The organism is Clostridium estertheticum (genome assembly GCF_011065935.2).
Lineage (GTDB): Bacteria > Bacillota > Clostridia > Clostridiales > Clostridiaceae > Clostridium_AD > Clostridium_AD estertheticum_A.
The window spans coordinates 170,812-185,600 of sequence record NZ_JAAMNH020000001.1; the positions used below are offsets into that span (position 1 = coordinate 170,812).

A 14,789-nucleotide genomic window follows, 5' to 3' on the forward strand; every position below is an offset into this window, starting at 1 on the left:
CTTGTACCCACCAGGGGTATGTATTAATATTATTATATGGGTTATTTATTATTATGTCAAATAAAATATGAAAATATAAAATAATTAAATATGAAAATATAAAATAATTTTTATAAAATTTATTCATTAAATGTATATATTTATACAGTTAAGAACACCGTTTCTTTTATATTTTATAAGGTTATAAAGAATTTTAATAAATCAAAGGGAATTGGGCAGAATACTTATGCAAATATAATGAAATCTCAATGGTTGACAAGGGTTGTATAACAGGATAGTATAAAAATATGGATAATATAAAAATATTGTAAAAATAAAAAAATATTTTGGGGGTTTAGTAATGAAAATAGTATTAGCATTAGGCGGAAATGCACTTCAATCAGATCCTAAAGACAAAAGCCCAGAGGCACAGCTTAAAACTTGTAAGGAAACAGCTAAGTCAATAGTGGATCTCATAGAAGAAGGACACAGGGTATCTATAGTTCATGGAAATGGTCCTCAAGTAGGTCAAATTGTTGCAGCAGTAGAAGCCGCCCAAAAATTCGATGAGGGAAATGTATTGTTCCCATTTGATGTATGTGGAGCATTTTCACAAGGATATATAGGATATCACCTTCAAAATGCTATAGGTGAAGAATTAAGAAATAGAAGTATAGATAAGACTGTAGGAACTATAGTAACTCAAGTAGTAGTTGATAAAGATGATCAAGGCTTTCAAAATCCAACTAAACCCATAGGTTCTTTTTATACTGCGCAGGAAGCTAAAAAATTAGAAAAAGAACATGGTTATATAATGAAAGAGGACGCAGGCAGGGGATATAGAAGAGTGGTTGCATCTCCGAAGCCTATTGATGTTATAGAAAAGGATTTAATAAAAGAGTTAGTGGATATGGGAAATGTGGTTATATCTTGTGGTGGCGGGGGAATACCTGTTATTCGCGATGGCGGCATGGTTAAGGGTGTTGCAGCGGTTATAGATAAGGATTTTGCTGCGGAAAAACTTGCAGAAATACTAGATGCAGATGTGCTTTTAATATTAACAGGAGTAGATAGAGTTTGTGTAAATTATAATAAACCAGATCAGAAGGAACTTAAACAAATTACGCTTGATGAGCTTAATGACTATATTACTCAAGGTCAATTTGCTCCAGGGAGTATGCTACCAAAGGTTGAGGCTTGCAAAAAATTCATAATGAATAATAAAGATAAAACAGCGATTATAGCATCATTGTCAAAAGCTAAAGAGGCATTAAAAGGTTTGTCAGGAACAAAAATTATATACTAATTATTTCAAATAGGAGGGTAAAAAGAGGATGGATAAGAGAAAAATCAATGTTTATTCAGAAATAGGCAATTTAAAAACTGTTCTTATACATAGACCTGGAGAAGAAATTGAAAATCTTATACCAGAATATCTAGAAAGACTTTTATTTGATGATATTCCATTTCTAAAGGTAGCCAGACAAGAACATGATAATTTTGCTAAAATATTGCAAGAGAATGGTGTGGAAACCTTATACCTTGAGGAGCTAGCTGTAGAAGCAATAAAAGATCCACAAGTTAAGGAATTATTTTTGGATGAAGTTATAGAGGAATGTGGTATAAATGAAACTAAAATTATAACATCACTAAAGGATTATTTATATTCATTACCTGAAAAAAAAATGATAGATAAGGTGATGGCAGGAATAAGAAAAAAAGAAATTGAGATTAAAGAACAGTATGATGAGTATCCATTTATAATGGACCCTATGCCAAATCTATATTTTACAAGGGATCCTTTTGCATGTATTGGAAACGGAATAAGCTTAAACTCTATGAAAACTAAAACTAGAAGGCGTGAAACAGTGTTTGGGAAATATATTTTCAAGTATCACCCAGAACTAAAGGATTCAGCAATACCATTGTGGTATGACAGAAATGAGGTATATAATATAGAGGGTGGAGATGAATTAATCTTATCAAAAGACGTTATAGCTATCGGCCATAGTGAAAGAACTGATAAAGAAGCAGTTATAAGTATGGCTAAGAATATATTTGAAAAGGGCGAGTCTTTTAAAACAATTTTAATTTTCGATATTCCTAAAACTAGAGCATTCATGCATCTAGATACTGTATTTACAATGATTGACTATGATAAATTTACTGTTCATCCAGGAATTGAAGGTACCTTAAAGGTTACAGCTATAACTTATGATCACAAGAATAAAGAATTAATAACTAGAGAAGAAGAAGGCAGTTTGGAAAAAATACTTTCTAGTCATTTAAAAAAGGACATTACTTTGATACGCTGTGGTGGCGGAGATAAGGTTATATCAGGGAGAGAACAATGGAATGATGGATCAAATACACTAGCTATATCTCCTGGTACCGTAATAACTTATGAGAGAAATTATGTTACTAATGAGATTTTAGATAAAAACAATATAAGAGTACTTCAAATGCCTTCAGGTGAGCTATCAAGAGGCAGAGGTGGCCCTAGATGTATGTCTATGCCATTCTATAGGGAAGATTTAATATAATTATAAAAAAATTCGATTAAAGATACGAGAGGGGAATTTATTATGTTTAACTTAAGAAACAGAAACTTTTTAACGCTTATGGATTTTTCACCAAAAGAGATTAATTATTTTCTCGATTTAGCGAGAGATCTAAAAAGAGCTAAATATGCAGGAACAGAACAGCAAACATTAAAAGGTAAAAACATTGCATTAATATTTGAAAAGAGTTCCACAAGAACAAGGTGTGCTTTTGAAGTAGGAGCACTAGATCAAGGAGCACATGTAACTTACCTTGGACCTACAGGGACTCAAATTGGTAAAAAGGAATCTGTAGCAGATACAGCTAGAGTTCTTGGAAGAATGTATGATGGAATAGAATATAGAGGATATGGTCAAGAAGTAGTTGAAGAACTAGCAAAATATGCAGGAGTGCCAGTTTGGAATGGATTAACTACTGAAGATCACCCTACTCAAATTCTTGCTGACTTTTTAACAATACAAGAACACTTTACAAAACCTCTAAACGAAATCAAATTTGTTTATGCTGGTGATGGAAGAAATAACATGGCAAATGCTCTTATGATAGGAGCTGCGAAGATGGGTATGGACTTTAGAATAGTTGCTCCAAATTCATTATTCCCTGAAGATGCACTAGTTAATAAATGTAGAGAAGTAGCTGTGGATACAGGAGCCAAAATCACTATTACTGATGATGTAGCACAGGGAGTAAAGGATGCAGATGTAATATACACTGATGTTTGGGTATCAATGGGAGAAGCAGATGAAGTTTGGGAACAAAGGATTAGTGTATTAAAACCATATCAAGTTAATAAACAAATGATGGATTTGACACATAATAAAGATACTAAATTTATGCACTGTCTACCAGCATACCATGATTTAAAAACTGGGGTTGGTAGAGAAGTGTTTGAAAAATTTGGAATGAATGGTGTTGAAGTTACAGATGAGGTATTTGAAAGTTCAGCTTCAATAGTATTTGATGAAGCTGAAAATAGAATGCATACTATAAAAGCAGTTATGGTGGCAACACTAGGAAATTAACATTATATCAGTTTAGGTGATATTTAATTTAAGGATATATTTTATTAATAAAAACTTTCGGATTTATTCTGAAAGTTTTTTGTTTTGAAATTATATGTTTTTTTATATTGTCTTTTAGTAAAATATAAAAGAATAATTCAAAGTTATCAAAAATTACGCATAAATATTGGTATACCATAATATTTATTAATTTATACTTAATAAATATAAAAGGGGTAGATATATATGCTGGGTAAGATACCATTATTAATTTATGATATTTTTGGGGATAAAGTAGAAGTTATGAATTATACGAAAGTTTATTTTCAAAATAGAAATGAAGAAGGGTATGTACTTCATGTAGAGCAACATGATAGAATTACATCTATAAGTGAGTTCGACTTAGAGAAAAGAGAAGATAAGTATTATTGTAACAGGAAGTTATTTAGTTAAGTAAACTTTAAATATAGTGTTTAACAGGAGAAATCTTAAAATCATACATGATTTATAAATCATAAAACTTGTGTGATTTTTTGTATTTATAGCAATATAATATAGTTGTAGTATAATCAAATAAAGAGGACTATATTTTGCTTACTAAATAAAAGATATTGCCTAAAATATAAGTGTGAAATAACCTGAAATTAGTGAAAAACATAAATTTATGCGAAGTTAATAGTTTATACACTGTTAAATTCAATAGAAATGGTTTATAATTTTATAACATTAGCATTTGAACATTAATAAGTCTGGATAAAGGTATGTTTATCTATATTATAAATGACAGCATAATCACAATAACTGATACAGGGGGTAAAATATGCTAAGCCAGCAAGAAAAGATAATGGTTCTAGAAAATTTTAAAGAAGAAAATCAACCTATAGAGATAATAAATGAATTAAATGATGGAGAATCTGGTGCAGCAGTATATACTGTGGAATTTGGTGAATCTCGAAAACTCGGAGTTTTAAAGATTCAAGAAATGAATGAAAGTGGATTACATAATAAAGCCTTTTTACAATCAACCGAGAATGCTATTGAAGGATATATACCTAAAATTATTGACGAAGTGGAAATACAATGCAAAAACAATTTAATAAGATTCGGTGTGTTATATGAACTAGGGGGAGATAACGTACTAGGAATTAAAACCCTAAAATATTCATTAGAAAATGAATTAGCAATAGTTAAGCAAACTTCAGAACAAGTAGCTAAATTTTTGTACACATGGAATAAACCGCACACGTCCGAAATTAGTTCTCCTATTGATATAATGAAAACCTCCTTAGGTTATAGATTTATGGATGAAAAACTTATAAGAGCTTTTGAGACCTTAACGATTGATGAAGATAAAAAATGGTTAGTTATTGATGGAGTGGACAAATTCTTCCCAAATCCCTATAGATTCTTTACAGATGAAGAGGTTTGGGGTGGTAGTGAGGTGAAATATTTACATTCCTGTATACATGGAGATTTTCATGGAGGGAATATTATTGTTTCAGTGAAGAAACCCTCTATTATTGATTTTGGAAGTTACCAAACTCATAGTAATATTTTTTATGATACAAGGTACTTAGAATTACATTCACTAATGGACTATCTAAAATTTGATAGTAATAAGCAAAGAAAATTTTGGATTAGTTTATGTGAAGAATTAACCAAAAATGTAAAGTACGTTGATATACCAGATGGCGATGGAGCTAGTATACTTAGGGATATAATACCAGAATTAAGACATGGTATAGACTATTTACTTTCGGATTCTAGAAATAAATTATATGAGCCATCTTTTTATTTAGCTGGAGTATCTGCAGGACTTAACTTCATTCGTAAAACAAAGGATGAAAATAAAAGAATGGCAGCGATGATATATACAATGTATAACTTAAGGGCTGTTTTAAAACATGAACTTATAGATTTATATAATCCTAGCCTATCCTCATGCACTAGTGTTCAGTGGTTTTTAGATGAAACTTCGATAAGCGAATATTTAGATAAGGATTCAATATATAAGATTGATCAAAAGGCATATCATATTTCAGGTATAATAAAAAATAAATCAATAGAGCTTACTGTGGAGCCTATTATAAACTTAAAAAGTGGAAAGGTTAAGTCATTAGAAATACTAGTTAGGGATTCAAGATTAGAATTCTTCCCGGATGAAATGTTTGAAAAGGCTAGGCTTACTGGAGACTTGGAAAATCTTACATTGCTAGCTTGTGATAAATTGTGCAATTATCTAGATAAACTCAAACCGTTTATTGAAGAAGGATTATTTTTCAAACTTCAATCGGATACAACAAGGCATACTATAAAAAAAGTTATAAATAAATTACAAGGTACAAACTTAGTTTTAGAAATTACTCAACGTATACCAAGAAGTGCGTTTTGGCGTAATTTTGCTCATGAGTTAAAATTCAAATTAGCAATGGAAAACTTCGGGGAAGGTAATTCTAATATGGTGGAATTAATAAAACTGAAGCCACATTTTATAAAAATTTCTCCACAAATTGTTAGAGATGTTCATAAAGATGAAATAAAAGCATTAATGGTAGAGCACATGGTTAAAATGGCTATAAAAACTAATATGAAAATTATAGCTGAGGGAATACGAACTTTAGATGAAAAGAAAAAGCTAATAGAACTAGGAGTTGAATACGGACAAGGTACACATTTTTCTTCTACCATGCTTATTGATCATGCAGATTATGAAATTTGGGAAAGTGGATTTTAGGGTCTTAGGTATTTATTTGTGGACATTTCTTTTATAAGAAGTGTCCACAGTTTTTTTATTTTAGAAAAATTGTAAGAATCTATTTTAAAAGGCATATGGCATTAGAAGAAATTCCCTCGCAGCGACCAGTAAACCCAAGACCTTCCTCTGTAGTAGCTTTAATATTGATTTTATCTATAGGTAATTGTAGTGCCAATGCAATATTTTCTACCATATAAGGGATGTGAGGAGCCATTTTAGGTCTTTGTGCAATGATTGTAGCATCGATATTTTCAATTATATAATCCTTAGCTTTTACTAAATCACCTACATGTTTAAGAAGAACAATGCTACTGGCACCTTTATATGTGGCATCAGTATCAGGGAAATGCTTCCCAATGTCACCTAGAGCTGCGGCACCTAAAAGAGCATCCATAATAGCATGAATAAGAACGTCTGCATCTGAATGACCTAATAATCCAGTTTCATGGGGTATGTTTACTCCGCCAAGTATTAAATTTCTATCTTTAACTAATTTATGAACATCGTAGCCCATTCCAATTCTCAATCGAATTACCTCTTTTCAATTTAAATATTTATTATTTTCATGTGCCTAATATAGCATTTTATAGTGAGGTAATCAAGAAAATTTATTATGGAATGGTTACAAGTATATAATTGTAGATATAACTACCATATTTAAATATGATATAATATTTAGATATATAGAAAAAAATTACAAAATGGATGGGGGAAAAGTTGTGAAAAAGAGCTGGATTGGAATACTTATGATGATTATAGGAGCAGTTATTATTATTTCTGCACTATCTATGAGATATCAGGCGAGTAGAACACAAAAGGTTATGATTGAAGATTTTAAGAAAAATATTCAAAAGGCGGATGAGCAGTTAGGTATTAGTGAAAATATAAAGACTGTTGATAAAAAAGCTTCAACTACCACTAAAGGAACCATTGGAATTATCTCCATTCCTAAAATCAATCTAACTGTAGCACTTAGCGAAGGGGTTGGAATGGATATATTAAAATATGCAGTAGGTCATTTTACTGGAACCCCAATGCCGGGAGTTAAAGGCAATTTTTGTGTTGCAGGTCATAGAAGTTATACCTATAATCAATATTTTAATAGATTAGATGAATTAAATATAGGTGATAAAATAATGGTTACCACTATGGCTGGAGAGTTTGAATATGTGGTTTATGAAAGTAAGGTGGTAAAACCAGAAGAAATATCTGTTTTAGACAACACAGAAGACGCAGAAATAACATTAGTAACCTGTACTCCCATAAGAGTAGCTACTCACAGACTTATAATAAAAGGAAAAATTGTAAGCAAATAGTCGAAAAGTTATTAACATGTTATCAACAAAACTGTGGATAATGTGCATAACTTTAAAATATAATTTTCAATAATTTTCATTAAAATAAAAAAAATACAATATATTTTTTAAAATTTCTCTAATTAATACTAATAATCACTCCATATTATCAATTCCACAAGTTATACACAGAGAAATTGTGGATAATGTGCATAAGTATTGAATTGTATATAATAATTTTTAAAAATGATACATAGTTTTAATACATTTGTGGACTAGTAAATTTTAATGTGTATAATCTGTTAGTCTAAATAAAAAACAATAAAAAAAATAAATTATCAACAAAATTTTAAAAATAAAAAATATTTAAGTAAAAGATATTTGTGCAAAATATGAAATTTATCATTTATATTTGTAAATTTAAGAATTTTTACCATCACAATACTTGATTAAATACTTTTTAATGGTATAATATGTTTTGTGGCAAATTAATACATTAAAAAATAGTTACACAAACACAAATGAGTATTATGCTATTTGCTTTAAAGTATAAAGACAATAGTAAATATAAATAACATTACTTAGGAGGAAATTTAAATGGTTAAAAAAGTTCTATCGAGTATTTTGGTATTGGTAATGGCAGGATCCTTAGTGGCTTGCAAAAGTAACAAAATTGTAACTAAAGATGATACAGCTACAAAGCAAACAGAAACAAAAAAGACTGAAACTGCAGAGCCTGCGAGTGAGGTAATTAAGTTTGAGTCAGTAGGTCAAATGATGGATAGCATCTCAGAGAAAGATCACTATTACTCAGATCAATATAACTTAAAGATATTGAAAAAGGAACCACTTGCAGTGTACGAGGCTAAGGCAGATGTCATAACGCAAAAGGCTATGGTAGATAAAAAAATTGATAACAAAAGTGCAAAGGTATATAAGTACTACAACAATATTAATGGCGTACGCTTTGAAAAGGACTACATAGTTGTATATGATGCGAGTAAAGTGCCTACAACAGTATATGAAGTAATAATATCATTGTCAGATAAAGATGAACCATCTTTAAAAGAAGTTAAAGAAAATAAAGCAATTATAACTGATGAATTTAAAGCATTATTTCCAAAAGAGTTAGAGGTTAAATAAAATAGTTATTGTTAGCTAAGATTAACAAGTTATCCACAGCCTAGCTGTGGGTTATGTTGATAACTCTACATAAATAAAAAAAGGCACACAATTTTGTGTGCTTTTTTAATATAAAAGCAAGCTATAGGCTATATTACTTTGAGGCATTTTCAGTTTTAATTGAATCGGAAATCAAATCATTAATTCCTAATAGTTCATTTGGTGTTAAGTATCTCCATTTACCGATAGGTAGTCTATCTATAGAAACATTCATAATTCTAAGCCTCTCAAGTTTTACCACCTCATAACCTAAACACTCGCACATTCTTCGTATTTGACGGTTAAGGCCTTCTGTTAAAATTATTCTAAAGACATATTTGCTTTCTTTTTTTACAATACACTTTTTAGTTACCGTATTAAGTATAGCTATGCCATTTCCCATATTTTTTATAAAATCCGGGGATATAGGTTTATCTACAGTAACAATATATTCTTTTTCGTGGTTATTGCCTGAACGCAGAATTTTATTTACTATGTCGCCATCATTTGTTAGAAATATAAGACCTTGAGAAGGTTTATCAAGACGTCCTATGGGAAAAATTCTTTTTGGAAAGTTTATAAAGTCTATAATGTTACCCACAATCTTATGCTCCGTAGTGCAGGTTATTCCAACAGGCTTGTTGAAAGCTAAATAAACTAATTCCTCGTTATGTTTTAAGTGGTTACCATTTATTTCAATGTAATCTGCTGCAGATACCTGAGTGCCCATTTCAGGGAGCTTACCATTTACTTTGACCTTACCTTCAACGATCATTTTATCTGCCACGCGCCTAGAGCAAAAACCAGTTTCACTTATATATTTATTTAATCTAGTTTTTGAAGTGCTATTTTCACTGTGCTGAATAATGGTTTTTTCTTTATCATTATGTATGGGTTTCATTTCACACCGTCCTTTGGAATTATAGAGCAAAATTAAGTTGAATAATTAATAATATATGGTAAAATATTATAATATATGGTTAAATATCCATACATATATAAATAATGAAATAATTACTGGAAAAACTGATTCTAAACAAAAATAATATTTTACTTCATTATATTAAATAATCATCGAAATATAAAGAGAAATGATAAATTAATTAATTGAATTTTATTGTGAAGTCTTTAATTAAGATACTTTAGTGAAAATTTAATGAAAAGTATAGGGGGAAGGTAAATTGCTAAATAAAAATTCTTTAAACAAGGTAAGTTTATTTCTAATAGTGATATGTGGTTTATTTCTATTTATACCAAACACTGTTATAGCGGCCGGAAATCCGACTCAGTGGGTACAGAAAAATGTAAAAGTGGAAGCTAATAAAGTATGGAAGATTAAGTTTAATCAAGAAATAAATGTGGACAAGCTTAGTACAAGTGTTAGGGTTTACAATCCTAGCGGACTTCCAGTACAGATAAGGACATCCTATGCCAATAATACTATAACAGTAGTACCAGTTTCAGCTTATATACCTGGACAAACTTATTCACTCCAAATTTCTCAAACTATAACGGGCTTACATAGTAATCAACTCAAGGCACCTATAACTATGAGTTTTACAATAGCGGTACCAGATAATCCGCAGTTAATAAATACTGTTAATAAGAACTATGTTTATAAGCAATATGATACGACATTAGATCAAATGGTAGCTATACAAAGTAAATGTAGCTCGGTTAATGTTGTAAATAATTATTATTTAACTCCTAGTAATATAGATATTTATCAATACTTGAATCCTAAAAATTTTGAGTACCATGATTATGCGGTATATCAATTTTTAACATTAAATTATATTGAAGGAATTACTGCAGAAGAGCTAAACAGTGTATTAAAAGGAAAGGGAATACTAGAGGGACAAGGAAAAACATTTTTAGATGCTTGTTTTAAATATGATGTGAACCCGGCATATGCAGTTGCGCATGCTTTCTTAGAAACTGGCAATGGTAGCTCAATACTCGCTAATGGTGTGATGGTAAGTGAAGTTGGTGGACAAGTATTAGAAGAAAGTAAAAGTACATATAATATGTTCGGTATAGGAGCTTTTGATATAGATCCAAATAAACTAGGTTCAGAAAGAGCTTACATAGAGGGATGGTTTACGCCAGAACTTGCTATAGATGGTGGGGTCAAATGGATTGCTACCCAATATATAAAGAATGTTACCTACAATCAGAATACATTATACAAAATGAGATGGAACCCAGCAATTCCAGCAAATACTTATCGTCACCAATATGCAACAGATATAGCTTGGGCATATAAGCAAAGTTATAGAATAAAAGAAATTCTTGATAAATGTACAAATGCAAATTTAAAATTTGAAATACCTCAATATAAATAGAACTAAGGGTATCCTGCAAAGGATATCCTTTATTTTTTATAAATTTAATACCAATCTTTTGAGTTATAAAGTAAGGTTAAAATAAGTAATTAATATTATTTGGTAAAATCACCATATTATATGGTAAAATGGTGATATAGCTATAAATAATGGAATATTTGTATGATGAATTGTTCATTAACAAAAATAATGGCTAATATAATTATGTTTCTTGGTTAAGCCGGTAACTAAACCACATTAGTGGATTTAAATAAAAAGTATAGGGGGAAGATAAATTGATAAATAAAAAGTTTTTAAACAAGTTAAATTTATGTCTAGTAATAATGTGTGCGTTATTTATATTTATCCCAAACCGCGTAACAGCAGCTATAAATTTGAATGTGAAGCAAATGGAACATAGGAACAATGTAAAAACTGATAGAGTATGGAATATTAAATTTAATCAGGGGATTTGTGAGGACAAGCTCACTGCGGGGGTTGTAGTCTATAGTCCACTTGGAGAGATAGTAGGCACAAAGATATCTTATGACCCTATAAATAATATCGTGAAAATAGAACCACCGGTGGCAGGATATAAAGCAGGGCAAACTTATTCCCTACAAATTAATGATAATATAAAGGATTTATATAGTAATTCAATGAAGGCACCTGTTATAATGAATTTTACCATAGAAGCAGCAGATACAGAGCCAGTAAGTAATAGCAATAAGGAATATATTGCAAATGAATATGACACGACGCTAAATCAAATTGTAGATATGCAAAGTAAATTTAAACCTGTTAATGTAGTAATGAATTATGATTTAAAGCCTAGTAACTTAGATATTTATGAATATATGAATCCTAAAAATTTTAAAAACCATAATTATGCTGTATATCAATTTTTAAAGCTAGATTCTTATACTGTGGGTATCACTGCAGAAGCTTTAAATAGTTATCTTAAAGGTGGGTTAGGTAATGGTGTATTAAATAACCAAGGAGAAACTTTTTTAAAGGCAGCTAGTGAAAACAATATTAATGTAGCATACCTAACTGCACATACAATGTTAGAAACCGGACATGGAAAATCAAATTTATCTAAAGGTATTATGGTAAGCGAAGTTGATGGCATACAAGTTGCACCTAGATTAACATATAACATGTTTGGTATAGGAGCAACTGATATTGCTCCTGATAAAAATGGTTCTGAGTACGCATATCGTAATGGGTGGTTTACAGTAGAGGATGCAATAATGGGTGGAGCCAAATTTATTTCTGATGAATATATAAATAATGTAGCACGAAAACAAAATACACTATATAAAATGAGATGGGACCCGGCTAACCTAGGGAGTGTAGCAACTCATCAATATGCTACAGACATAGCTTGGGCGTACAAAATCAGTTATACAACTAGAGAAATTCAAGATAAAGATATAAATGCAAATTTAAAATTTGAAATACCACAATATAAGTAGAACTAAGGGTATCCTGCAAGGATACCCTTAGTTATTTTTAACTAGTCCATTATTATTTACTAATACCTTAAAATTATGAGCACTAGCATATTTTATAAACTCAGTTAAGTCAACGGGGGTATCATTTTTATATCCGGAAATAAATATAGAAATTTTAAAGCCATCATCCGCATGAGCTTTAGTTAGGTATTTTTGTTTAATAGACTCATCTAGAATTAATTTTAAGGCTTGTCCTAATGAATTATGTTCTAGTGAAAGAAGTTGCTTAATTTTGTAGCCTCCAGAGCTTATACCTTCAACTTTTTTAATTTTATCTGTACCGGTTACCTCCATCTTTAAAGAGCAATTCATGTCTACTATAACGGAGTAATTATCTTTATTATCTAAATATAATTTTTTTATTGAAAATAAAAGTACTAGCAAGCAAACTATTACTAATAAATATTTCCAAATGGCTACGCTTTGAAATTCTTGACCTGCATATAGCTCACCTATTTTGGGTTCAACTGTGTTCTTTTCAAGAGTAGCAAATTCATTATTTGCAGTTATGATATACACTTTGTTTTTTTCAACATTGATTATTTTACCAGCTTTACGCATAAGAGCACCTCTTTCATATGATAATAGGTAGTATACTATATATTTATAATGCTTGACATAAGGTGAAAAAATTGGTACTTTCATTGTAGTAAAGTATTAAATTATGGCTTAAATTTAGAAATATATAAGATGATCAATAGTATCGAAGATGATTAATAGCATCGATGATGATTAATAGTAAACAGAGGTATATTATGATAGAGATATTTTCAAATAAAGGTTATTTATTTATAGGTATCATAATTATAGCAAATATTATAGCTTTTAATGAAATAATTAAAATATTAATGATTAAAAAGTCTAGAGAATTTGATGAAAAAATTAATGCTACTACTAATATATTTAAATCTACAATGGATATCAAAGATATTTTAGATGCATTAATAAAAAATCTATATGAAATTTTAGATTTTGATGCAGCTATAAGTATATTTAAAAATGATAATGATTATGAGCTTATGGCTTGTCATGGATATGGTGAGAAAACAAACATAAGTAGCTTTTTACAAGAGAATAAATGCATCGAAATAATAAAAAAGGTTATAGAGCTTGATAAGCCTTACTATATTAAAGATTTAAAAAAAATAGAATATACATATTATAACACTGAGTTTCAATTGTTATTATATCACATGAGGAGCTTACTTATAATTCCAATAATATATAAAAAAAATATATATGGATTAGTTATGATATTAAATAATAAGAAAGCGGCATACAATGTAGCGTCAATAGCTAAAGCTTCATCCCTAGCTAGCCAAGTGGCTGTAGCTATAGAAAATGCTATGCTTTTTCAAAAACTTAAGGATATGGATAAGATGAAAACAGATTTTTTATCTACTGTTTCTCATGAACTTCGAACGCCATTAACTTCAATTATTGGTTTTGCTGAAATGGTTAAGCGAAAATTCGAAGGGTCTATAATGGAGGAACTAGATCTTGAAAATGAAAAAAATAAAAGAGTAGTTGGTACGATAAAGAGAAATATAAATATAATTTTATCAGAAGGTGAGAGATTATCTTGTCTTATAAATGATTTATTAGATATATCAACAATGGAAGCGGGAAAAATTAGTTTGAATATGAGAGAAATTGACATAGAGGAAATTATAAACCAGGTAATAACCTTAACTAATCCAATTATTAGAGATAAATCGGTTCAAGTTATACTAAACATAAGAGAGTCACTTCCTAAAATTATGGCAGATAAAGATAAATTAGTTCAGGTAATAATTAACCTTATTTCTAATGCCATAAAGTTCACGGAGCAAGGGTGCATAGTATGCACAGCTAGAGCAGTGGAGGGAAATATAATAGTAAGTATTAGTGACACAGGGATTGGTATTAGGGAGGAAGATAAAAAAAATATATTTGAGAAATTCAGCCAAGTTGGCGATACTCTTACAAAGAAACCTAGAGGAACAGGACTTGGACTATCAATATGTAAGTATATTATTGAAGAGCATGGTGGAGAAATATGGGTTGAAAGTGAAATAGAAAAAGGAAGTGATTTTTCATTTAGCATACCTATTTCAGGGCAAAAATAAATAAATATCATAACTTATATATATAGAATAAAAAAAGTATTTCGTGTATAATATATTCATTGGAAACTTGTTGCAAGTTTACCAACT

The 14,789-nt window shown here is 29.9% G+C and carries 13 protein-coding genes; 10 read left to right on the forward strand and 3 right to left on the reverse strand.

Annotated elements, in window-relative coordinates:
• Positions 1-340 precede the first annotated feature (340 nt).
• The 5 genes from arcC to G9F72_RS00895 all read left to right on the forward strand — a co-directional run bounded on the left by arcC (position 341) and on the right by G9F72_RS00895 (position 6,276).
• Positions 341-1,285: a carbamate kinase gene (gene arcC / locus G9F72_RS00875; protein WP_164957050.1), complete on the forward strand. Its 945-nt coding sequence runs from the start codon at positions 341-343 to the stop codon at positions 1,283-1,285.
• Between the two features lie 28 nt (positions 1,286-1,313).
• The gene (gene arcA, locus G9F72_RS00880; RefSeq protein WP_164957049.1) at positions 1,314-2,522 is read left to right on the forward strand and encodes an arginine deiminase; all 1,209 of its coding nucleotides are present in this window, start codon (positions 1,314-1,316) and stop codon (positions 2,520-2,522) included.
• A gap of 39 nt (positions 2,523-2,561) precedes the next feature.
• On the forward strand, positions 2,562-3,563 hold the full coding sequence (argF, locus tag G9F72_RS00885; RefSeq protein ID WP_202054846.1) for an ornithine carbamoyltransferase: 1,002 nt from the start codon (positions 2,562-2,564) through the stop codon (positions 3,561-3,563).
• A 225-nt stretch (positions 3,564-3,788) separates the two neighbouring features.
• Complete coding sequence (locus G9F72_RS00890) at positions 3,789-3,995, forward strand: hypothetical protein (protein ID WP_164957047.1); 207 nt, start codon at positions 3,789-3,791, stop codon at positions 3,993-3,995.
• A 367-nt stretch (positions 3,996-4,362) separates the two neighbouring features.
• Complete coding sequence (locus tag G9F72_RS00895; protein WP_164957046.1) at positions 4,363-6,276, forward strand: EAL domain-containing protein; 1,914 nt, start codon at positions 4,363-4,365, stop codon at positions 6,274-6,276.
• Positions 6,277-6,355: 79 nt separating this feature from the next.
• Here the strand turns inward: G9F72_RS00895 and ispF are convergent, their stop codons facing one another.
• The gene (ispF, locus tag G9F72_RS00900) at positions 6,356-6,823 is read right to left on the reverse strand and encodes a 2-C-methyl-D-erythritol 2,4-cyclodiphosphate synthase (RefSeq protein WP_164957045.1); all 468 of its coding nucleotides are present in this window, start codon (positions 6,821-6,823) and stop codon (positions 6,356-6,358) included.
• A 193-nt stretch (positions 6,824-7,016) separates the two neighbouring features.
• Between ispF and G9F72_RS00905 the strand changes: the two genes are divergently transcribed.
• A complete protein-coding gene (locus G9F72_RS00905; RefSeq protein WP_224675912.1) occupies positions 7,017-7,613 on the forward strand; it encodes a class D sortase in 597 nt (198 codons plus the stop codon).
• A 576-nt stretch (positions 7,614-8,189) separates the two neighbouring features.
• On the forward strand, positions 8,190-8,735 hold the full coding sequence (locus tag G9F72_RS00910) for a hypothetical protein (RefSeq protein WP_164957044.1): 546 nt from the start codon (positions 8,190-8,192) through the stop codon (positions 8,733-8,735).
• Positions 8,736-8,868: 133 nt separating this feature from the next.
• On the opposite strand, the gene rluF is transcribed toward G9F72_RS00910, so the two are convergent.
• Entirely contained in the window at positions 8,869-9,654 is a 786-nt protein-coding gene (rluF, locus tag G9F72_RS00915; protein ID WP_164957043.1) for a 23S rRNA pseudouridine(2604) synthase RluF, read from the reverse strand.
• 280 nt (positions 9,655-9,934) lie between these two features.
• On the opposite strand from rluF, the gene G9F72_RS00920 reads away from it, so the two are divergent.
• Positions 9,935-11,098 carry an N-acetylglucosaminidase gene (locus G9F72_RS00920; RefSeq protein WP_164957042.1) on the forward strand — a complete coding sequence of 388 codons (1,164 nt, stop codon included), beginning with the start codon at positions 9,935-9,937 and terminating at the stop codon, positions 11,096-11,098.
• Between the two features lie 275 nt (positions 11,099-11,373).
• A complete protein-coding gene (locus G9F72_RS00925; protein WP_164957041.1) occupies positions 11,374-12,555 on the forward strand; it encodes an N-acetylglucosaminidase in 1,182 nt (393 codons plus the stop codon).
• Positions 12,556-12,582: 27 nt separating this feature from the next.
• On the opposite strand, the gene G9F72_RS00930 is transcribed toward G9F72_RS00925, so the two are convergent.
• The gene (locus G9F72_RS00930) at positions 12,583-13,155 is read right to left on the reverse strand and encodes a hypothetical protein (RefSeq protein ID WP_164957040.1); all 573 of its coding nucleotides are present in this window, start codon (positions 13,153-13,155) and stop codon (positions 12,583-12,585) included.
• Positions 13,156-13,349: 194 nt separating this feature from the next.
• Between G9F72_RS00930 and G9F72_RS00935 the strand changes: the two genes are divergently transcribed.
• Complete coding sequence (locus G9F72_RS00935) at positions 13,350-14,702, forward strand: GAF domain-containing sensor histidine kinase (RefSeq protein ID WP_164957039.1); 1,353 nt, start codon at positions 13,350-13,352, stop codon at positions 14,700-14,702.
• Positions 14,703-14,789: the final 87 nt, after the last annotated feature.